The organism is Bifidobacterium sp. M0399, from assembly GCF_016100595.1.
GTDB lineage: Bacteria > Actinomycetota > Actinomycetes > Actinomycetales > Bifidobacteriaceae > Bombiscardovia > Bombiscardovia polysaccharolytica.
The window spans coordinates 139320-157229 of sequence record NZ_JACFSD010000002.1; the positions used below are offsets into that span (position 1 = coordinate 139320).

A 17910-nucleotide genomic window follows, 5' to 3' on the forward strand; every position below is an offset into this window, starting at 1 on the left:
CTACTTGAGCTCGACGGTGGCGCCGGCCTCTTCCAGCTGAGCCTTGGCCTTGTCGGCGTCTTCCTTCTTGGCGCCTTCCAGGACGGCCTTGGGAGCACCGTCAACCAGAGCCTTGGCGTCGGCCAGACCCAGGTTGGTGATGGCCTTGACGGCCTTGATGACCTGAATCTTCTTGTCGCCGATGGCGGAGAGGACGACGTCGAACTCGGTCTTCTCCTCCTCGGCCGGAGCAGCGGCACCGGGGGCGGCAGCGGCCACGGCCACAGGGGCGGAGGCCTCGACGTCGAACTCGTCCTCGAACTTCTTGACGAAGTCGGACAGCTCGACCAGAGTCATTTCCTTGAACGCGTCGATGAGCTCGTCAGCGGAGAGCTTGGCCATAATGGCTTCCTTTCATTTGTGGCGACCGGCATTGACTGGTAGGCCGATCACCGAACATCTTTTTTTGTGTTTACCGTATGAATCCGGGCCAATGGCCGTGGACTCAGGCGGCCTTTTCCTGCTTCTCGCGCAGGGCGTCGAACGTGCGCACGGCCTTGGTAGGCACAGCGACGAACAGGTTGGCGGCCTTGGACATGGTGCCCTTGAGCGCGCCGGCCATCCGGGAGAGCAGAACATCGCGGGATTCCAGATCCGCGATTTTCTCCATGGCATCCGCGTCAGCAACGGCTCCATCGATGAAGCCGCCCTTGACGATCAGTGCCGGGTTGTCCTTGGCGAAATCACGCAGCGTCTTGGCGGCATTGACGTAATCACCCTTGACGAAGGTGATGGCGCAGGGGCCGGCAAGCATCTCATCGAGACCCTCGATTCCAGCCTCTTTGGCCGCAATCCGGGCTAGCGTGTTCTTCGCCACGTTGTAGGAAGTATCGCGGCCTAGCTTGTTTCGCAGATCGGCGACCTGCGGAACACTGAGCCCGCGGTACTCGGTGAGGATGATGGCATCGGCGTCACGGAACTTGTCCGTCAGCCTGGCGACAGCCTCTTCCTTTTCGGGCCTTTTCATGGCGTTCCTTCCTAGACAGACCTCTGGAGGGAGCCGGACGACTGAGCATGGCGGGCAAAAAGAAAGCCCTGCCGACAGGCAGAGCGGAAAACAGGTCGCAAGGACCGATTTGAAACTCAACCTGTGCTGGCTCGATCAACCGAACTTAGGAGACCCAAGGGTCCCGACCAACGGTCTTTGGTATGCAAGGGCTAACAATACACAGATCAGAAAAGACTGTCAAGCCTGCGCGTGCGGCAGCACCAGATGGTGATGGCCGCAGGGCAGCGCATCCGCAAGCAACGATCCCGCTCTGCAACGAATGCCGGCCACCCGATTGTCGGCATCCAAGGCCTTCAGCATGATTGGCGACCCGTCCAGCAATGCCTCGACCTGACCCCCTGGCCTGACACCACATATAGGCGGGAGGACCAAATGACCCCGACAGCCCTGCGGCACCACCAGGTCCAGATCGATATCCGGCAGGGGGACAAACCCTGGCCTGCTATCCGCTTTTCCTGTAATCCTATAGGAGATATGGATGTCCCCAGTGGGCACGGGCATGGTCAGCTCGGCCCTGCCCAGACCTCCAGGTTGGAGCGCGACAACGAATTCTCGGTACCCGGGTTTCAAAGGCCGCAGCCCCATCAGCCCGCTGGAAATCAGCCAGACAGGTGAGGCCCCCCATGGGTGCGAATAGGTGGTGTTGGATTTGATCGATGGGTCCCAGGCCTCCATGGTGCCTCCAGCACCCTGGTCCAGCATATGCTTCCAGGTGCGGATACCGTCACCTGCCGAAAGCAGAGCCAAGGCATCAGCCCCTAGACCCGATCGATAAAGTCCATCCAAAAGCACGGCGGCCGCATAGGCGCTGCAGGCCATCCCTCTACGACGCAGATAGGCACCGACCGCCTCCAGACGAGCGGGATCAGAGGGAGGCGCAAAAGCCAGGACAAAGGCCGAGGCATGCATGGCACAGTGATCGATGGGCGGGCCGTCGGGACCGTCTAGCAGGCCATCCCGGTAGGCGCCGACCGCTGGATCGTAGAGCCGCTCATTCAAGGCCTCCTGCATTTTTCGGGACACCTCTGCCAGACGGGCAGCTCTGCTGCGACGGCCCAAGGCCCGCGACAGACGAGCCATGGCTTTATAAGCAGCACTGGCCAGTGCGTTGATGACCGTATTGACACGGCCGAAGACATATCCATCGCGTTCAACGGGCGGCCAGTCGACCAGGTCGCCATCCATCTGGCTGGAAGTGCCGGGGTCCTTGACGATCAATCCGCTGTCTTGGTCCAGATATTTGTCTGGCAGCAGTCTCATCAGCCGTTCGTACTGGGCCGCCGCCTGGGTCAGATCCCCGGTGTGCATCCAGGCATCGTGCACAGCCAAAATGCTGTAGAGGGGCCACTCGGTGGGCCAGGTTCTGTTGGCGATGAGATAGTCCACACTGTAACGGCCCAGGGCGGGCGCATCATCCAGCACCATATGAGCCCGCTGCTGGATCCAGGCATCAGCCTCATAGGGAGCCCGTTCCCGAGTCCAGGAATCTACGTAGATGTCAGCGTTGAGTCCCCTGATGGTGTTCCGCCCCAGCTGCCAGACCTCATCCAACAGAGGCCTGTCGCAATGGAACCTGGCGTGGTCGTCATATACGGGAGACTCAAGGCACTCTGCCCACAGGCCCCCGTCAGACAGGCTCGCCAGCAACCCTTCAGGGTCAGATTCCGCAGGCCAGATCAGCTCCAGATATCGAAAGACCCGGATCCCCCAAGTCTGTGCCCGGTTGCTGCCAGGTTGCAGCCGCCAGCGATCCTGATAGACGTTGGAGGTGGCCAGACGGTAACGAACGCCTCCTTGGCCGTCCAGGACCTCCCCGTAGCGGACGGTCAGATCCAAATGTTGCGACAGATCCACCCGAAGCCCGATGCCGCCCAACCGCACGGAGCCGAAGTCCAGCAGAAGATGGCCAGGAGCAGCCGCCAAAACCCTATGAGCTTTCACCCGAGTCAGTCTGGTGCCATCCGCAGGAGCGGCAAGGCACTTGGAGAATGAGGGCCGAATCCGAATCTTCCGCCAGGCAGAGTCGTCAAAGCCCGGCCGAGAAAAACCCCAAGGATATCGGGACAGGTCGATGTCCTCAGCCGGAGCCTGATAGTAGGTTGTGCCGATGGACGCGCTGTCAGGAAAGGCCTTGGCACCGCTAATAGCCTTCCATTCGGCGTCCGTGCCGTAGTGCTCCACACTGCCGTCAGGCCGGCCCACATCCAACTGGGCCTGAAAGCGTCGGCCTTCCATGGCATAGGCCACCACGCCCAGAACATTCTCCGCTCCCGGACGCAAGAGGCCGGTGACATCGTAGCCCCTGTAACGATCCTCTCCATCCAAGGGAAATACCGGTCCACAGCCCAGAAAGCGCCCATTGAGCCATAGTCGGTAGACAAACTGACGCGCAGGTACGGTGCTGTCAGCGGTCGCGTACAGACTAGCCCAGAGGATCGGCCCCGGGGGCAGCCGGATCACACCACGCATCAGCGCCCAACCTTTGGCATTGCCCTGAGGACCTGAGGAGTTCTTTTCGTCCTCTTCGGACCAAATGGCTCGAGCGTGCCAGACCAGGCCAGGCCCCGTGCCAAAGGTGATGGGTTCAGACCCTATCAACCGACGGCCCTGTGCATCCAGCAGAAGAACGGTCAGCCAATACCGTCGCGAAGGATCCATATCAGGTCCAGGCAGACGGCTTCCATTAAGCTCGTCCGCAGGTTGGATGCCAGTGTCTGCAAGTATCCGCCCCTTAGGTTGTTCGAAGACTCGTACCCTAGCGAAACGGACTTTATCCGCCCAGGACGGCAAAGGATCCAGCCTCCACCTGACCGTGGGCCTGGTCCCCGGCTCGATATCCACAGGACGGTCCCGGTCCTCGATCAGCACCTGCAAAGGCTCACAGCCCATTCCAGCGAATCCTCCTTGAGCCTGCTTTTAAATACAACTGTTCTTCATGAACCGCTATTGCCGGTAGTCCTGCAGCGCAGTGAAGGAGGAGCCCTTGGCTCCAGCGTCAGGCAGTCCATACATGGCCTGGACACCCGGGTCCCCGCTCTCACGGGCCATCTGTTGGAAGAAGGGATCGGCCTGCCACCGCACAGCCGCCCAGACCAGATACCAGATTAGACCTGTGGCCAGAAGAGCCACCAGGATGGGCGAGCGCATCAGCCCCCAGGCATATCCAGCGAGGACCGCCAGCGACAGAACCATCATGTACCAACGGCGCACCGACAGGAGGAGGCCATTGACCAACACCTTGCGGATGCGCGCCCGAGGATATTCCACCAGCAGTACCAGAGAGACCAAGGCGGTCTGAACCAGGAGCAGCAGGCATACCAGGATGGGGAGGAACAGAATCTGGCCCCATGAGAGCTGCGATGCAATCTGCAGATCATAGATCAGCGCGAAGGCGATGAGCCCCAGAGGCAGCCAAGTCGCCCATGACCTCAGGGCCAGAACCTTGTAGGCCCGCCAGTATGCACGGAAGAATCCATAGACCGTACCCGAATCCACATAGGGTTTCGCTATCCAATCCGGCAGAGACTGCCCATGCTCTGTCATGGAATCCACGGCCTGCCGCCTGGCCCGGGCAGAGGCCGATGACAGGCCTGGATGATCGCGATAGATGGCAAAGAGGGCAGCCAGACCAGGCGCGGACAGTACGACTGACAGCAGATAAGTCGGGAAGTACTGCAGATCTCTCAGAAAGATCAGTACAGCAGCCATAGGCAGCATCCCCAGCAGGGAGCAGCACCCAGCACCCAGCACCACAGCAATGGAGTTGGTGATCCCCAAGAGGGCCCGCATGGCGTAGCCCTTGGCGGGACGCCCCTGGTCGCCATCGCTTCCAGCCAAGATTCAGCCTTTCATACCGGATGTCGCAATGCCGGCGATGAACTGCTTCTGACCGATGAGGAAGACGATCAGAATGGGCAGGACCGAAAGAACCGAGCCGGTCATAATCATGGCAAAATCAGCATTGTACTGGGAGATAAAGAGCTTGAGGCCCAGCTGGATCGTGTAGAGCTTCTGGGAACGCAAGTAAATCAGCGGACCCATATAATCGTTCCACGTATTGGTGAAAGTAATGATGGCCAAGGCCGCTAGGGACGGTCCCGACAGGGGAAGCATAATGCGCCAGTAGATGCCAAACTCACTGAGCCCATCCAATCGGCCCGCCTCAGACAGATCCTCAGGTATGGTGTCGTAGAACTGCTTCATCATGAAAACACCGAAGGCTCCAAAGGCTTGCAGAAGGATGATAGACCATCTGGTATCGGAGAGACCGACGGCGGAAACCAGCTTGAACTGCGGAATCATGTAGGCCTGCCAGGGAACGGCCATGGTGGCGATGTAGATCAGGAAGAGGGTGGTACGTCCCCTGAAGGGGATCTTCGAGAAGCCATAGGCGGCGAAGGACCCGGTGAAGACCTGCAGGAGGGTCACAATCACAGCGAAGAAGATGGTGTTGAGCAACCAAGTCGTCATATCCGACTTGGTCCAGATGGCTGCGTAATTCTCCCAGTGCCAGACCGATGGGAACCACTTGATGGGGATGGCATAGACCTCATTGTTGGGTTTGAGGGAGGAGAGGAACATCCAGAAGAAGGGCAGGAGCACGAAGGCGGATACAGCAATCATGGCCAGATACCCGATGACGGTGCCGACGATCTTGGCCGGGGAGACCTGCTTCTTGTTCCAAGGAATGTCTGCAGAGACTGTATTGGTGGACATGATCTCAGTCCTCCTTCAGGTTGTTGTACCAGAACTGGAAGAGCGTGACTACCATGCATATGGCCAGAAGAACCAGGGAGACGGTCGAAGCATAGCCGAAGTCACCACGCTCGAAGGCCACACGGTAGATGTACTGCGCCAGAACCAGGGTGCTGGTGCCGGGTCCGCCATCGGTCATAACCAGTGTCAGATCAAGAATCTTGAAGGATCCGATGGTCAGGGTGACCATGACGAAGAAAAGCGTGGGGCGCATCATGGGAACGGTCACATGCCAGAAGCGCTGCCATCCGTTTGTGCCATCGAGCTCAGCAGCCTCATAGAGCTCGGAGGGGATGGTCTGCAGACCTGCCAGGAGCAGGATCATATAGTAGCCGACCTCTCGCCAGGTACCCACGACGATGACCGCAGGCATGGCCCAGGTCGTCGAGCCCAGCCACCCGGGGGGATTGCTGATGAAAAGCCGCAGGAAGGAGTTTATAGGGCCGGACTTGGGGTCGAAGAGCATGCCCCAAACCTGGGCCGCAGCCACTATGGAAGTGATGTAGGGGAAGAAGGCCACCGTTCTGAAGAAAGCGCGTCCGCGCAGCTTGGAATTGAGCAGGACGGCCAGAGCGAAGGCCAGGACCAGGGTCAGGGGGATGTGGACTATCGAATAGTAGATGGTATTCCACACCGAGGTCATGAAAATCTTGTCGTGGGATAGCCTGACCCAGTTCTTCACGCCGTTCAAGACGGGGTTGCCGAAGGCCGACCACTTGGTAAAAGCTATATAAAAGAGCGTAAGAGTGGGCAGGAGAGTCAGGCAGATAAAACCTATGAAATTCGGTGATATGAATATCAAACCATTGCGCAGGTTCCTTCGTGAAATCGCCTTAGCATTGAACTTGCCCTGCTTGGCACTCGGGGCTCGGCGTCCGCCGCCGGGCCTATGAGACCCTGTTTTGTGATCAGCGACCGCCTGTCGATCGTCGATCACACCGATTTCTTCTGACATCTGTGCCTCTCCTTACTACCATCATGCGTCATGGGTTCGGGCAGTCCACGGCCGCCCTTACTCCAACTGGCTCAGTAGGAGGCTTCAGGACCTGTATGCATCCTGAAGCCTCCTCATCCGTCACCAGGAACTACTCGTCCAGCACGCCCTGGTCCTTGACGTTCTGGGTTGCTTCCTTGAGCCCATCGGACGGGGACTTGGCGCCGGTCATGATCGAGGAGTGGGTGTCCTTGAGGAGGGAGTTGATGGTGTCCGTGGCCGTGGCCACGGGGGCTTCCATCTTCATGTCGTGCTTGCTCCATGCATCCTTGGAGGCCTGGTCGGAGGCCATGCCCTCAGGAGAGAAGAAAATCTCGGTCACCTTGTCGTCGATGTAAGCGGGGGTGGTGGAGAGCTTGGCCAACTCAAGAGCGCCGCCTTGGCCACTGGCCCACTTCACGAACTCCTTGGCAGCAGCCAGTTTCTGGCCGGTGGCCTTGGAAGAGACTGCCAGGCTGGTGGGGCTGCCGAAGGTGATCGGGGTCTTGGGCAGCTTCTTGTCGGGGTTCTGGGGAGCCGGAGCCATGCCCCAGCTGAATTTCTCGGCTTCACCAGACTGTTGCTGGCTGACAAGGGTGGCGGCGTACCAAGTGCCCATGGGCATCATAGCGGCCTTCTGAGTGCCGAACTGCGCCTGATACTGAACCTTGTTGGTGAATGAGGTGTTCCAGTCGATCGTATACTTGTCCTTCTGCCACTCCAAGGCCCTCTTGTAGAAGGGCTCCATGTATGAGAAGTCGGCCTTGAGGAAGGTGCTGTCTGCCGACTTGCCGCACTGTGCCAGAGCGAAGGACTGCACCACGGACTGCCAATTGTGCATGTACATGGGGTAGACGCTGTTGGCATCGTAACCTGCTGCCGGCAGCTTCTCCTTGAGTTCCTTGGCAGCCTTGGTGTAATCATCCCAGGTCCACTTGGCGTTCGGCTCTTCAACCCCGGCCTTCTTGAACATGTCCTTGTTATAGAAGAGGACCCAGGTATCACTGCGGTAGGGCAGGGCGAAGTACTTGCCATTGTGCTCATAGCCGTTCAGATCAATGTGCTTGTTGCCCTGGTAACCCTTGGCGATGTCGGAGATATCCGCCAGTCCCTGTGAGTCTGAATAGGTGACGTACTTGAGCATGTTCTTGATGGGGAAGACATCGGGCTGGGCGCCAGAGGAGATGTCCGCCGTCAGCTGCTTGTCATAGTCATCAGCGGAGTACTGCTTGACGTTGACAGTCACGTTGGGGTGGGCTTTATGGAAGCCGTTAGCCAGAGTCTTGAACTCGGGGGTCATGTCCAAAGACCACCCTGCGAAGGTGATGGCTGTTTTGGCCTTGCTGTCGAATCCGTCACTGCCTGAGGAGGCTTGCTTGCTTGAGCCACCACCGCCGCAGCCAGCCAGCAGCATGATGCCCGCAGTAGTCACCGCCAGAGCCTTGGTTACAGTTTTCACGTTCATGGTCATCCCTTTCCTTCGGCGACAATGCCGGGGAAGAGGCCGGATGTGGCCGACCCCTCTCTCGTTCCAGATTCGTCACAGTCCCTAGGTGAACCCTTGTTGGCTTACCTGCCCATGATGATTCCGAACGAACAAAACCAGACTAAATGGTCGGAAAATGACCTGAAGAGTTTGTTGCAGTCTGTTTCCATCACTCTTAGGAGATAACTCTGGTATACACTATGAAGGCTAGGCAAGTTAGAAAATCAGGGATGTTGGCCGTCGTGACTGCCCTCATCAGCATCGTAGTAAAGCATCGAGGCCGGAGCATGAATCAAAGAGAATCAGGGGCAGGAAGTAAAAAACAGGACCCCGCCGATGGGTCCTTTCCAAAGCCCCCGGCGGCAGGATGGCTCCCGGCTCAAAGACGAGAGCTGATTCTCAACGCACTTCTTAGAGACAGCGTAGTCAGAGTGCCCTACCTGGCGCAGATGATGGGCACCACTGAAATAACCATCAGAAGGGATTTGAACAATCTGGCCAGAGCTGGTCTCGTCAGACGAGTGCGCGGAGGTGCCCTGGCCGTCAAATCCCTGGATCCCCAAGGCCAATCAGCCGAAACGTTTACAGTCTCTTCCTCTTACGATTCTGGCCTGGCCTTGACTGGAATACCAAAGTCATCTGTCGGAACGAAAGTCGCCTCGAAAAAGAAAGCCAGAAGACTCAATAAAGAAGCAAGAACCAGCAGCGGAAACACCGACGGCAAAACCAGTGCTAACGTGTCAAGCCTTACCATGGATAATGCCTCCAGCCAGGATGGAACTACTGTCGTTCGTCGAAGCCGAATCGGTGTAGCCCTACCCGAACCCAGCTTCATCTGGCCCTCAGTGACCGATGCGATTAGACGTATGGCAGCTGAACAATTCGACCTGGAGATCGTGGCCAAGGAAACTTCCTACGAGACCTTTCCCGAGGTAGATATCCTGGATGATCTGGCTGCTGATCCACAGATGCTTGGACTGATCATGGCCCCCAGCATTGAACCGGATGTCGCACCGGAAACCTGGCAGTGGCTGACCGAGTGCCAACTGCCTGTAACCATTCTGGAACGCCATCCGCCACAATGGCTGCCCGGATTCTTCGACTCGGTTCATACTGACCATCCAGCCGGAGTCCGCCGAGGACTGCAACATTTCCGTCAGCACGGCCACCACCGTGTGGGACTGGCTCTGGGCAGCACCCCCACCGCAGGCGATATCGAGCTGGGCTGGCGGTTGATGATGAAAGAAGGAGGCGGGCTTGAACAGACCTTCCTGCTCAAGGACAAGCAGCCATATGTGGCCGAGGATGTCGAGCTGATCGTCCAGACGATTCTGGAGACACAAACCACGGCTGTCCTGGTCCATCCAGACTACCTGTCCATCGCTCTGGTCCAGGCCCTGGAAAGACGGGGGTGCCACATTCCCAATGATCTATCCATGATCACTATCGACGGCTACACCAAGCGCCTGACCGTCTTGCGATCCTCGGCCCAGGATCTGGCGTCCGCTGCCCTGCGCCTCCAGGTGCGGCGGATACAAGATCCGGACCAGCGTATCGAGCACGTCTACATCGAGCCCGCACTCATTGACAGGGGATCAGTTGCCGATATGGCTGACAAGTAGACATCATCTGCTTAGGGTCTGCATGGAGCAACTGACAACCAGCTGCTCCATGAACCGGTCAAGACCAGAGTGGCCGCAATAACCATGTAGTTGATGAATAATCAGCCAACGAATGCACAAGCGAAGGCCGTCAAGCCCCAGTCAACAGCCTTCAATAGGCAAAAGGCCCTAAAGCAGGGAATCCTTGCTGTCAGCACTCAGAGCTCGCGCACGATGCCCAGCACCAGCCTGGCGGCCGTGTCCGCATATTCGGAGATGTCGAACTCCCGGAAAACCTCGTAGTCGGTGTCGGCGTTGTCGCTCAGAGCGCGGATAACCAGTGCCGGCACCTTGTTACGGGCCGCCACGTGGCAGACGGCCGCACCCTCCATCTCGACTGCGTCGGCCCCGGTCTGCTCCTTGACTTGAGCGATCTTCTCCGGGCTGTCCACAAAGTAGTTACCGGTCGCAATTGTGCCGACGATATGCTTGATCCCCATGGCATCCAAGGTCCGATCAGCCAGATCCAGCAGGTGAGGGTCTGAGTGGAACTCCTCCGTGCCGGGGGCTGACTGGGCCACCAATCGCATGTCGGTATCCAGGTAGCGCAGGGTGCCTCCAAGAACCACGTCATTGATGTGCAGGTCCTTGTTCAGGTTGCCGGCGATGCCGGAGAAGATGACGGCCTTGGGATGGAAGGCATCGATCAGATACTGTGTGGTGGCGGCAATGTTGACGGTGCCCATGCCGCCCACGGTGGCGGCCAGCCGAACCAGGCCGTGTGATCCATCAAGGGTGCCGCTTATGACCTTTAATCCGGCATCGCCGGCATGGGAATCCTGATCCGCCTGTTTCAGGCCTTGGCCGATCAGAGCCACCTCCTCATCCATGGCTCCTATGATGGCAACCGGCCGCTGATCTTCGCCCTCCATGGAATCGCCTGCTTCACTCATATCTGACTCCTTACCCATGATTTCACCCGCAACTGCGGCCCGACCAGCCTACTGCAGACCGCAAGTCAACGAGCCGTGCCGCGACGACGTTCCACTGCCTCCGCCAGCTCCTCCAGCAGGTCCTGAGTATCAGGCCACGAGATGCAGCGGTCGGTGATCGAACACCCGTAAACCAGTTGGTCCAGCGGAGCCGGCTTCTGATTGCCACCACGTATGAAACTCTCCATCATCAGCCCGGTAAAGCCCTCCTCGCCATCGCCTATTCGCTGGGCCAACTCATGGACAACCTGGATCTGGCGCCGCTCATCCTTGCCGGAATTGCCGTGGGAGGCATCGATGATCAGTCCGTGGGCAGCCGCGCTGTCCTTGGGCATGCGCTGGCGCAGCACGGCAAGGGCCGCCCGCACCGAGTCCTGATCGTAGTTGGGGCCGGACTTGGAGCCGCGAAGAACCAAATGGCAGTCGGGATTGCCCATGGTCGCTACGGCTGCGGCCTGACCTTCGTGGTCTATCCCGAAGAAAGTGTGACGCTGAGAGGCCGCATAGCAGGAATCAATAGCCACATCCACGCTGCCGTCCGTAGCGTTTTTGAAGCCGATGGGCATGGACATGCCGCTGGCCAGTTGGCGATGGACCTGGCTCTCCGTGTTCCGAGCACCGATGGCCCCCCAGCTGACCGCATCAGAGATGTACTGGGGCGATGTTGGTTCCAGGAATTCCGTGGCCGCCGGAAGCCCCGTCTCCAGCACACCCAGCAGGATGCGCCGTGCCAGGACCAGGCCCTTTTGGATGTTGTGGCTGCCATCCAGATCGGGGTCGTTGATCAGGCCTTTCCAGCCGACCGTCGTCCGAGGCTTCTCGAAGTAGACCCGCATGACAATCAGCAGCCGATCCTTCAACCGCTCATTGACGGCCGACAGACGACGAGCATAGTCCAGAGCGGCATCAGGGTCATGGATGGAGCAGGGACCCACAATGACCAGCAACCGGTCGTCCCGCCCATGCAAACAGTCCACAATCTCCTGCCGGGAGCGGATGACCAGATCCTTGGCCGGCCCATCCAAGGGGTATCGGGTCAGCATCTGCGCGGGTGAAGGCAGGCGGTCAAGCTCAAAGACCCGCCTGTTGACGATCCGCCCTATGCCTACCTCGTCCTCCCACCTGGGCACGTTCCCGGTCTGCAGGGGGTTGACGCCCGCCGCCAGCGCCTTGTGCACCAGTTCGACCTCGTAGGCCTTGCTGGGTCGGGGTAGGGGCTCCTGTGGCTCATCCTTCATCCGACTCATGCCTTCTTCCTTTCCCGACGAGCTTGCACGGCATCGGCCAGGATCTGCAACAGTTCCTCGGTCCTGTCCCAGGAAATGCAAGCATCGGTGACGGACCTGCCGAAGACCAACTGATCCAGTGGGGCCGGTTTCTGGTGACCGCCCTCAAGGAAACTCTCCATCATGATGCCTGACAGGCCCTGCTCGCCCTTGGCGAGACGGTCTGCCAGCTCCTCGACCACCTGGGCCTCACGTACGGGGTCCTTGCCGCAGTTGCCGTGAGCTGCGTCCACAATCAGACCTCTGCAGGCGCCAGGGCCCAACGGCGCCTGATGTATGGCCTCCAGGGCGGATCGGACGGATTCCGCATCGTAGTTGGGACCATGACCAGAACCGCGCAGAATGATGTGGCAGTCAGGGTTTCCCCTGGTCTCGGCAGCGATGACATGGCCGTCCAGGTTGATGGACAGGAAGTGATGTTCGGATGCCGCAGCCAGGCAGGAATCGACCGCAGCCTCTACGCTGCCATCGGTCGAGTTCTTGAAGCCCATGGGCATGGACATGCCGCTGGCCAGCTCCCTGTGGACCTGGCTCTCCGTGTTCCGAGCCCCGATGGCCCCCCAGCTGACCGCGTCGGAAAGATATTGTGGGGTGATGGGGTCCAGCCATTCTGTGGCCGCCGGAATCCCCTGGCCCAGGACCTGCCAAAGCACCTGGCGGGCCAGGCGAATCCCCTTGCGGATGTTGAATGTTCCATCCAAGTCGGGGTCGTTGATCAGCCCCTTCCAGCCGATCGTGGTCCGAGGCTTCTCGAAGTAGACCCTCATGACGATCAGCAGCCGATCCTTCAACCGCTCATTGACGGCCGACAGACGTCGGGCGTACTCCAGAGCAGCCTCCGGGTCGTGGATGGAACAAGGGCCGGTGATGACCAGCAGCCTGTCGTCCCGTCCATGCAGAACTTCGCGAATGGCCTGGCGGGAGTCCCTTACCAGACTCATCCGCTCCGGGTCCAAGGGTCGCGAGCGCAGAAAAACCCTCGGGGCCGGGATTGGGTCCAGCTGACGAATGTTGACATCCACTGTTTCGGGAAAGACGGCCGTATCGGCAAAATACTGCCGCTCCTCTTCCGGGATGATATCCGGTTCCTTGACGAATGCCACGGTCGCTCTCCTCTCTGTCGTACTGCGACGATTACGCCCGAATTCCTTATGACCGCCCACATCCGGGCCAATGTGGACAGTCCGTTCCCGGGATCCTTATAGACCACGGGAACGAACAGTTTGATGGATAAAAGTGGATGAATTAGTGCTGTTGCTCAGGCCAGGGCACCCATGGGGTCCCAGGCGGGCAGCATGATGGCATCCTGGTCGAAGGCCTGACGATACTCCTCGGACAGCATGGACTTGGGTACGGCCACCTCGTAGACATACTGGCTGAACCAGTCGTCGCTCATGGTGAAGTAGCCCTTGTTGGCGATCTCTTCGCCCCAGGAGTTCTCCACCCGCCAGCGGTTGGTGGTCCGGCCGTCATCGGCCACGTCCACGCCCACGAATGCCATGGCGTGGTTCTGGGCCGAGTCGCCGAAGCGCACCCGCTGCTCCTTGTCCATGTCGAAGTCCACTCCGTAGACCCGGCCATACTCGAACAGGTCGGTGGCCCACTGACCGGCCTTGCGGTCCATCATGGGGTGGCAGTCGGCGCCGAACCATACCGGCAGGCCCTGCTCGCTCATCAGACGACGGGCGCAGTCCTTCATGACCTCCACCGGAACGTTCAGATACTCGGTGGGATCGCCGCCAGCCACGTTGCCCAGGTGCTCAATGCCGATCTTGCGGCCCTTGGGGTGCTCGGGGCGCGGATCGTCGACCAGGCAGACATAGTCCTCAAGTCCGGCATTCACGTAGCGCTTCCAGAACTCCTGCGGGGTAATCCGCCCATCCCGGTGGAAGACGCCATCCTTGTCGGTCCACTCCCAGTCGAAACTGGTGGGCGGGGTGCCCAGATGAATGGTCAGCATACGATGACCGGCCTCCAGGGTCCTATCGATGATCTCGTCGATGCCGTCTGGGTTGGCCACCATGTGAGCCGTGGCCTGGTGGAGCAGACGACGCAGCTGATCGTTCATCTGGCCGGTGTCCTGGGAGGAGGCGGTCTCGGGGTAGAACTGCTTGGGTACTGCGCCGTACTTCTTATAGATGTTCATGGCCATGATCCACTGGCCGCCATCGCCCATGACATCGCCCATCAGGAAGCGCATGAGCTGGGAGTCGACGGGCTCGCCTGCACGCACCAGAGCCGCTACGTCGCGCAGGAAGTAGTTGACGCGCTCGAGCTTGTCGTAGTACATGGCGTAGTTCTGGGACAGCTCGAAGTCGCCCATGGGGTTGGCGGTGCTTTCGTCATCAATGTTCAGAGCCTTGCGGGCCACGAATCGTGCCACGTTCAAGGAGCTGAAGAGCCAGCAGCGGCCGGAATGCGCCTGCGAGGTGACCGTGCCGTTGTCGATGCTAACCGAAAATCGGTGCTGCAGCAGGCGGGAGCGATTATAGTTGTGGGCTACTTCGTCGATGCCTACCTGGGTGACGGCGTTCATGGCGACGTGGTTGGCCTCACGCTCGTCGAAGGCGGTGCGCAGGCCCTCCAAACGGGTCTGATCCAGTGGTGTCAGTGCTGATGTCATACGGTCTGTCCTTGTTTCCTTTCATGCGGATGTATCTGCATCCCTGCATCCAGCATAGCGGGAATCGGTCATCGTGGGTTCGTCTGGAGGAGGATGTGGACAGCTGCGGCTATCAAGCCAGGGAGAAGCGCTGGGCCGCATTGACCACGGCCAGGACCACCAGGACAGCCAGCCCAAGGGAGATCCAGCCCTTATAGGTGCCAGGGCGTGAGCTGTTGGCGCGCAGGCGGTCTGCCAGCTGTCCCCGAATCAGCCAGAGGACGACCAGTCCCCCAACCAGGCCCAGAAGGGTCATCCCCTGGTTGATCAGCGTGCCGGTGCGGGCCGGCACCGTCTGGGTCAGCCACATCATGGCGTCGGCCAGGACCAGGTTGTTGAAGATATGCAAAGCCATGGACCAGAGGATGGAGTATTCCATGGCGATGAAACCCAGAACCAGACCCAACAGGAAGGTGAACAGACTCTGGGTGATGTCCCCGTGCAGGCAGGCAAAGATAAAGGAGGAGGTGACGATGGCGAAGGTTCGCCCGTAGGGTCTGAGCCTGCCCATGACCACGCCGCGCAGCAGGAACTCCTCGACGACGGGGACCAGGATAGCCGTGTCCAGTGGCGACAGGAACCCATGCTGACCCGCAGCGATCTGCGAAGTGGTGGAATGGTAAACCAGCCCCAGTGCCTGGGAGCCCTGGTTGACCACCCATGTGAAGCCGGTTTCGATGCTGCTGGCCAGCATGATCAGCAGGATGGCCCCGACCAGTACGGCCGGACCAGGGTTGGCTTGAGCCTTGTACCGCACCGGGTTGGAGCCGCGGCCGAGCAGGTCCTGGCCGCGGGTGCCGAAGAGGAAGATCAGCATGACCAGATCGCCCAGCAGATCACCTAGCCCCGGCTGACGGGCAATGCCCAGGGCTGCAGCCACTGATGGCAGATTCAGAACCCCTGCGATCAAGTTGGCCACCACCAGATACACCAGGGCGTAGAGGGATTGCAGGTCCACCCCCCGACGCACCTGGGCGCTCCACGAGCGTGGGGGCCCTGGAGATGCGCTCGATCCGCCCTGTCTGCCCGTATCCGCATCGGTCGAATCTGTGGCGGGTGACTCTGATAATGAGTGATTTGGTTGCTGCATGATGCTCTCCCAACCCTGTGGACCCCATGGCCTGCGCCCTTCACCACTGACTCTAGGCCAGAGCAAGGGTTCGGATCGAGATTGACGCCCATGCCGGTTTCGACATGAGATCAGGCAACTTCAAGGCAAGAAAAAGCCGGGTTGCAGATCATGCTTGCAATCCGGCCCTTACGAACAGTGAAGTTCGCTGATCAGTCCCGATCGGTCGGGGTCATGCCATCGTTAACGGGCGGAATGACCGTGGTCTCCTGGTCAGTGACCGCCTTCTCCACCTGTTCACCCTTGGCTTGGGCCGGCGCATCACCGGTCTGGTCGGATGCATCGGGCAGGGCGCTCGGTGCCGGGGAGGGCAGGACCTGAGTCGGCATATTGGCCGAGGATCGGACAGTCACAGCCGCGCTGGTCTCATCTTCGGAATTGCCGGCTGAATCAGCTGCCACGTCATCAGTTGCCAGGTCATCGGCTGGCTGACTCGCTGCGACCGGATCGTCCAATGCCTGAGGGGTTTCTTCCTGGGTGTCGGCAAGGGGCTGGCCTACACCATCATCCTCGCTTTCAGCCTTCGTCGCTGGGGCCGGCAATGGATCAGCGGCAGGCACCGCGTTGACCACGGGCACGCTTGGCGCCTGCCCCTCGTCCTGGTCATTGACCACAGTCTCATCATGGAAGCCGTCGAAGTTGCCGAAGGACTTGGAGAAGATGTTCCGCAACTCATCGACCCGAGAGGTAATGGTGGCTTCCCGGTGCTGCAGCTTGGTGATGTGGTCCTTGAGCCCGTCCAGCTCAGCCTGTGCGGCCTTGCGTTGAGCCTCGACCTCGGCCTGGGCGCGCTGCTTGGCCTCCTCCAGCAGCTGGCTGGCCTTGCGCTCGGACTCCTCGCGCTTGAAGGAGGCGAACGAATCGGCATCCTTGCGGGTGGCCTTGGCCTGCTCAATCAGCTCCTGGGTCTCCTTCTCGGTCTTGACCCGCCGCTCCTCCAGGCTCTTGAGCAGCTCGCCCACCTTCTTGGTGGCATCCTCCTGCTGGGCGGCGATGTCGGAGCGCACCTGCTCGGCCTCGGCGTTGACCTTGGCCATGGTCTCGGCGCTGGTGACCTTGGAATCGTCCACAATCTGCTGGGCTTCCGACTTGGCCTTGTCAGTGATCTCAGAAGCTTGCCTGCGGGCGTCATTCAGGCTCTTGGAGACCTGCTCGCGCACGTCGGCCAGCTTCTTGTTGGCATCGGCCAGGGCTTTCTGAATCTGATCGTTGGCATCCTTCTTGAGCTTGGCGATCTCCTCGTCGCTCTTGCGTCGCTTGTCGGCGATCTCCTTGGCGGCCTTGGCCTTCTGCTCGGACAGCTCCTTGTCCTGGGTGGCCTTGTTGGTGGCCAGCCGCTTCTCATGCTCTTCGCGGGAGTTCTGCAGCTCCAGATCCAGGGCCTGGCGACGTTCGGCCACCACCTTGTCAGCCGCGGACTTGCTCTGTTCGCTCTGCTGCTTGGCGGTGGTGGTGACGGTCCTGGCTTCGTCGTTGGCGGCCTCGACGATGGACTTGGCCTTGGCGTTGGCCTCGTCCACGATGTGCTTGGCTTCAAGCTGGGCCTCGTTGACCAGGGTCGTCGCCTTCTCCTGGGCGGAGGTCTTGGTGGATGCCGCATCCTGCTTGGCGCGGTTGAGCAGCTCGGTGCTGGTCTGTTCGGCCGAAGCCAGCAGCTGCTGGGCGTTGGCTCCAAGGGAGGCGAAGGAGTTGCGAGGCTGCTCGACCTTGCGGGACTTGGCCTCCTGGAGTTCCGCCTCCAGCTTCAGAATGCGATCGTCATCGGCCTTGATCTGCTGACGCAGCCGGGCCAAATTGCTCCGCGAGGCCGCCAGGGCCTGGTCGACCCGCTCCTTGTCATAGCCTCGCAGGACAACGGGAAACTGATCTTCGGCCATGGAAACACTCCTCTTCGCCACCAAGACATGCCGGCCCGTGACAAAGATGTCTTCGGTCCGGTGGATTTACCTCGACTCTACCCCATGCCAGGCCGAAATTT

Annotated in this window: 14 protein-coding genes and 1 pseudogene; 2 read left to right on the forward strand and 13 right to left on the reverse strand. The window is 59.9% G+C overall.

The features are described from left to right. From rplL to H3V09_RS05305, 7 genes are all read right to left on the reverse strand, one after another. Nucleotides 1-381, reverse strand: coding sequence for a 50S ribosomal protein L7/L12 (rplL, locus tag H3V09_RS05275; RefSeq protein ID WP_045924837.1), 381 nt, complete (start codon nt 379-381; stop codon nt 1-3). 103 nt (nt 382-484) lie between these two features. Continuing rightward, entirely contained in the window at nt 485-1006 is a 522-nt protein-coding gene (gene rplJ / locus H3V09_RS05280; protein ID WP_015022404.1) for a 50S ribosomal protein L10, read from the reverse strand. A 219-nt stretch (nt 1007-1225) separates the two neighbouring features. Continuing rightward, nucleotides 1226-3937 (reverse strand): alpha-L-rhamnosidase-related protein, encoded by a 2712-nt coding sequence (locus H3V09_RS05285; RefSeq protein ID WP_198191358.1) that lies wholly within the window; start codon nt 3935-3937, stop codon nt 1226-1228. Between the two features lie 54 nt (nt 3938-3991). Then, a complete protein-coding gene (locus tag H3V09_RS05290) occupies nt 3992-4885 on the reverse strand; it encodes a hypothetical protein (protein WP_198191357.1) in 894 nt (297 codons plus the stop codon). Between the two features lie 3 nt (nt 4886-4888). Further along, nucleotides 4889-5764: a carbohydrate ABC transporter permease gene (locus tag H3V09_RS05295; RefSeq protein ID WP_046323336.1), complete on the reverse strand. Its 876-nt coding sequence runs from the start codon at nt 5762-5764 to the stop codon at nt 4889-4891. Nucleotides 5765-5768: 4 nt separating this feature from the next. After that, nucleotides 5769-6758, reverse strand: a complete 990-nt coding sequence (locus H3V09_RS05300) for a carbohydrate ABC transporter permease (RefSeq protein WP_198191356.1) — start codon at nt 6756-6758, stop codon at nt 5769-5771. Between the two features lie 130 nt (nt 6759-6888). Beyond that, complete coding sequence (locus H3V09_RS05305) at nt 6889-8241, reverse strand: ABC transporter substrate-binding protein (RefSeq protein WP_046323884.1); 1353 nt, start codon at nt 8239-8241, stop codon at nt 6889-6891. 308 nt (nt 8242-8549) lie between these two features. Between H3V09_RS05305 and H3V09_RS09180 the strand changes: the two are divergent. Next, nucleotides 8550-8801: pseudogene (locus tag H3V09_RS09180) on the forward strand (DeoR family transcriptional regulator); the annotation flags it as partial. Nucleotides 8802-9128: 327 nt separating this feature from the next. Then, entirely contained in the window at nt 9129-9884 is a 756-nt protein-coding gene (locus H3V09_RS09005) for a substrate-binding domain-containing protein (protein ID WP_232339462.1), read from the forward strand. Nucleotides 9885-10081: 197 nt separating this feature from the next. Here H3V09_RS09005 and mtnN read toward each other — a convergent pair whose 3' ends face one another. The 6 genes from mtnN to H3V09_RS05340 form a co-directional block, all read right to left on the reverse strand. Continuing rightward, nucleotides 10082-10816, reverse strand: a complete 735-nt coding sequence (mtnN, locus tag H3V09_RS05315) for a 5'-methylthioadenosine/S-adenosylhomocysteine nucleosidase (protein ID WP_198191354.1) — start codon at nt 10814-10816, stop codon at nt 10082-10084. 65 nt (nt 10817-10881) lie between these two features. After that, nucleotides 10882-12102: a 3-deoxy-7-phosphoheptulonate synthase gene (locus H3V09_RS05320; RefSeq protein WP_198191353.1), complete on the reverse strand. Its 1221-nt coding sequence runs from the start codon at nt 12100-12102 to the stop codon at nt 10882-10884. Continuing rightward, entirely contained in the window at nt 12099-13244 is a 1146-nt protein-coding gene (locus tag H3V09_RS05325) for a 3-deoxy-7-phosphoheptulonate synthase (protein WP_198191352.1), read from the reverse strand. The genes H3V09_RS05320 and H3V09_RS05325 overlap by 4 nt, the downstream gene beginning before the upstream one ends. Nucleotides 13245-13399: 155 nt before the next feature. Beyond that, nucleotides 13400-14764 (reverse strand): C1 family peptidase, encoded by a 1365-nt coding sequence (locus tag H3V09_RS05330; protein ID WP_046323340.1) that lies wholly within the window; start codon nt 14762-14764, stop codon nt 13400-13402. 112 nt (nt 14765-14876) lie between these two features. Continuing rightward, the gene (locus tag H3V09_RS05335; protein WP_198191351.1) at nt 14877-15893 is read right to left on the reverse strand and encodes a CPBP family intramembrane glutamic endopeptidase; all 1017 of its coding nucleotides are present in this window, start codon (nt 15891-15893) and stop codon (nt 14877-14879) included. 191 nt (nt 15894-16084) lie between these two features. Further along, nucleotides 16085-17809, reverse strand: coding sequence for a cell division protein (locus H3V09_RS05340; protein WP_198191350.1), 1725 nt, complete (start codon nt 17807-17809; stop codon nt 16085-16087). Nucleotides 17810-17910: the final 101 nt, after the last annotated feature.

Excerpts from the sequence above, each read along its gene's own strand:
- rplL (WP_045924837.1), bottom strand. The coding sequence starts at position 381 with ATGGCCAAGCTCTCCGCTGACGAGCTCATCGACGCGTTCAAGGAAATG.
- rplJ (WP_015022404.1), bottom strand. The coding sequence starts at position 1,006 with ATGAAAAGGCCCGAAAAGGAAGAGGCTGTCGCCAGGCTGACGGACAAG.
- H3V09_RS05285 (WP_198191358.1), bottom strand. The coding sequence starts at position 3,937 with ATGGGCTGTGAGCCTTTGCAGGTGCTGATCGAGGACCGGGACCGTCCT.
- H3V09_RS05295 (WP_046323336.1), bottom strand. The coding sequence starts at position 5,764 with ATGTCCACCAATACAGTCTCTGCAGACATTCCTTGGAACAAGAAGCAG.
- H3V09_RS05300 (WP_198191356.1), bottom strand. The coding sequence starts at position 6,758 with ATGTCAGAAGAAATCGGTGTGATCGACGATCGACAGGCGGTCGCTGAT.
- H3V09_RS05305 (WP_046323884.1), bottom strand. The coding sequence starts at position 8,241 with ATGAACGTGAAAACTGTAACCAAGGCTCTGGCGGTGACTACTGCGGGC.
- H3V09_RS09005 (WP_232339462.1), top strand. The coding sequence starts at position 9,129 with ATGGCAGCTGAACAATTCGACCTGGAGATCGTGGCCAAGGAAACTTCC.
- mtnN (WP_198191354.1), bottom strand. The coding sequence starts at position 10,816 with ATGAGTGAAGCAGGCGATTCCATGGAGGGCGAAGATCAGCGGCCGGTT.
- H3V09_RS05320 (WP_198191353.1), bottom strand. The coding sequence starts at position 12,102 with ATGAGTCGGATGAAGGATGAGCCACAGGAGCCCCTACCCCGACCCAGC.
- H3V09_RS05330 (WP_046323340.1), bottom strand. The coding sequence starts at position 14,764 with ATGACATCAGCACTGACACCACTGGATCAGACCCGTTTGGAGGGCCTG.
- H3V09_RS05335 (WP_198191351.1), bottom strand. The coding sequence starts at position 15,893 with ATGCAGCAACCAAATCACTCATTATCAGAGTCACCCGCCACAGATTCG.
- H3V09_RS05340 (WP_198191350.1), bottom strand. The coding sequence starts at position 17,809 with ATGGCCGAAGATCAGTTTCCCGTTGTCCTGCGAGGCTATGACAAGGAG.